Origin of the sequence: Rhodococcus sp. EPR-134 (assembly GCF_001647205.1) — a bacterium.
GTDB classification, from domain to species: Bacteria; Actinomycetota; Actinomycetes; order Mycobacteriales; family Mycobacteriaceae; genus Rhodococcus_F; species Rhodococcus_F qingshengii.
The window spans coordinates 1-2,553 of the sequence record NZ_LVCT01000449.1; the positions used below are offsets into that span (position 1 = coordinate 1).

The window sequence follows — 2,553 nt, forward strand, 5'->3', positions numbered from 1 at the left end:
TCCAGAAGGTTTGGGCGTCGGTGGGCGTCATCCGTAACACCGGGAGACGGTACCACCGGCTCGTCAGCCCTTTTCTGCAGCAGCTTTCAGCTGGGACAGGCCCTTCTCGAAATCCTTACCGACGAGCTTGTCCATGCTGAAGATGAAACCGAAGATCTTGAAGAACAGATTCTTCTTTCCGGTCATCTTCCACGTCACCTGAACTTCACCGGCATTCGGAGAGACGCCGGCATTGGGAGAGATGAGAAAGGTGGTGACGTTCTGCGCCTTGAACGGTTTGAGGAAGGCCAAGTCCAAAACTACGCGTTCGTTAGGGACGGACTCGGTGATCACCATCGAACCGGAGCCCGCCTTCTTGTTTCCGGCCCAGGCGTACGAAGCCCCGACGCCCGCGTCAGGACCCGCGTACGTACGCTGCATCGCCGGGTCGAGACCTTCCCAAGGCGACCACTGAGTCCACTGATGGAAATCGTTGATCAACGCGAAGACGACCGGTGCTTCTGCCTTGACGATCGTCGTACGTTCTACCAGGAATTCGTTGGAATTCTGCGAAGCCATCGTCGATCTCCAATTCTCGGGCGTGACAAGTGTTCGGAATTATCCACGGTCGACGAGATCGGAGCGAGTCGACACTCAGTCCCGCAGGCACAGGCAGAAATAGTGACCGACCGGGTCGCGGTACACGCGGAAAGTCTGATGCTCCGGAATGTCGGTCACCCGCTGCGCTCCCAGGTTCGTCACCCAAGCCTCCGCGGGGTCGAGAGAATCCACGAACAGATCCAGATGGATCCCGACACCGGAGGTCGGCCAGTCCACCGGAACAAAATCCGGAGCGAGCTGAAACGCGAGCCGCTCCCCGCCGGGTCCTTCGATCACGTGCCAATCGTCCTCGTCGCGAACACTTTTCCACTCGAGGACCTGGACGTAGAAGTTGGCCAATGCAGCCGGATCCGGGCAGTCCAAGACTGTGTAGTCCATACCGATGTTCGGGCGGGTCACTGTGCCTTCTTCTCCTGAACTTTCTTACGCACGAACAACAACGGAAGAACCAACGTCGCAACGGCGGTTACCAGCCACACGACGACGGTTCCCAGAATCCACGTCGAGACACCGGAGATCGACAGATTGGAGAAGAGCGACGCCACCAACAGCGCGACAAATGTCGACACCAATCCGATTCCGCCGAGAAATGCCGGTGCATGGCGCTTTGCCACCGTGGCGATGAACGGCGCCAGGACCGACTGCGCAATCGCAAAGATCACGACCGCAACGATGAACCCGGATGTGGGCGCCGAGAAGCCCGAAAGAATCAACGACGCAACAAGAAGCCCGACAGCGGCAGAACCCAGGAAGATCGCGGCGCGAATCAGGAAGCTGATCATTTGTTGATCCTATATGTCGGATATCGAGGAGAACAGATATTCACAATCCCAGAGATTCCTGCACCTCTCGCAATGTCCGGGCAGAAGATCGGAGCCCCGAAGCCTCCTTTTCCGATAGCGGTACTTCGAGGACTCGGCCGGCACCAGCACGACCAACCATCGTGGGAAGGGACAGGCAAACGTGCTCGAGTCCGTGGACGCCGCTCTGCAAAGTCGATACCGGCAGAACCCGTTGTTCGTCCCGCAACACGACTTCCGCGATGAATGCGCTCGACAATCCGATGGCGAGGTTGGTCGCGCCCTTACCCTCGATGATCTCGTAAGCACTCTCGACTACAGACTTCGCTACTTTCGCGCGTAGGTCGGGGCCGAGGACGCCACCCGACGGTCCCACGAACGAGGTTGCCGGCACTCCGCCGATGGTTGCGCTCGACCAGAGCGGAATCTCGGAATCCCCGTGCTCGCCCACGATGAAGGCATGAACGTTCTCCACCGCGACTCCGAGTTCGGTAGCCAGCAGGAATCGCAATCGGGCCGTGTCCAGCACGGTCCCAGATCCGAAAATTCGGCCGCGGTACGACGGTCCCGCGGCCTGGATCGCTGCGTAGGTCGCCACGTCGACCGGGTTGGTGACGAAGAGAAGGACCGCGTCCGGTGACACCGCCAACAGTTGTTCGGTCAGTGTCTGCGCGATCTTGACGTTCACCGCGGCAAGTTCGAGCCGCGACTGACCGGGATGCTGTTTGGCGCCCGCGGTGACGACGACCAAGTCGGATCCCGCGGTGACCGAGATGTCATCGCCTCCGTCGACAGTGCACGGCGGTGTGAACTGGGTGCCGTGGTTGAGATCGAGAACTTCGGCCCGGACCTTTGCGCTGTTGGTGTCGTAGAGGGCGAGCGCGTCGGCCGATCCGCGTATCAGGCACGCATACGCAATTGCGGTGCCGACGCTTCCCGCACCGACAACGGACACTTTTCGTCTGGATGAACGATTCGGCGTCGTCATGGGTAAATGGTGCTCGCTCGATAACGATTTCGCAGTACAACGGATTGCCAGTCTCTTCTCAGGGTTTGGATGCAGACCTCTCAGAATCGACGTGGATGATCGCTGACATGGCTGAGGTAACCGTTCTTGCAGTTGGCGGCACCGGCGAATCCCACGTCGGCGACC

4 protein-coding genes are annotated in these 2,553 nt (G+C 59.6%); all 4 read right to left on the reverse strand.

Annotated elements, in window-relative coordinates; all coding sequences use genetic code 11:
- Nucleotides 1–63: 63 nt before the first annotated feature.
- Nucleotides 64–558 (reverse strand): SRPBCC family protein, encoded by a 495-nt coding sequence (locus A2J01_RS20855; protein ID WP_064113483.1) that lies wholly within the window; start codon nt 556–558, stop codon nt 64–66.
- A gap of 75 nt (nt 559–633) precedes the next feature.
- Nucleotides 634–999 (reverse strand): VOC family protein, encoded by a 366-nt coding sequence (locus A2J01_RS20860; protein ID WP_064113484.1) that lies wholly within the window; start codon nt 997–999, stop codon nt 634–636.
- A complete protein-coding gene (locus tag A2J01_RS20865) occupies nt 996–1,382 on the reverse strand; it encodes a phage holin family protein (RefSeq protein ID WP_003945275.1) in 387 nt (128 codons plus the stop codon). Before A2J01_RS20865 ends, A2J01_RS20860 begins: the two co-directional genes overlap by 4 nt.
- Nucleotides 1,383–1,422: 40 nt before the next feature.
- Nucleotides 1,423–2,388, reverse strand: a complete 966-nt coding sequence (locus A2J01_RS20870; RefSeq protein ID WP_039972672.1) for an L-lactate dehydrogenase — start codon at nt 2,386–2,388, stop codon at nt 1,423–1,425.
- Nucleotides 2,389–2,553: the final 165 nt, after the last annotated feature.

Coding starts and splice junctions, on each gene's coding strand:
- A2J01_RS20855 (WP_064113483.1), bottom strand. CDS start 558: ATGGCTTCGCAGAATTCCAACGAATTCCTGGTAGAACGTACGACGATC.
- A2J01_RS20865 (WP_003945275.1), bottom strand. CDS start 1,382: ATGATCAGCTTCCTGATTCGCGCCGCGATCTTCCTGGGTTCTGCCGCT.
- A2J01_RS20870 (WP_039972672.1), bottom strand. CDS start 2,388: ATGACGACGCCGAATCGTTCATCCAGACGAAAAGTGTCCGTTGTCGGT.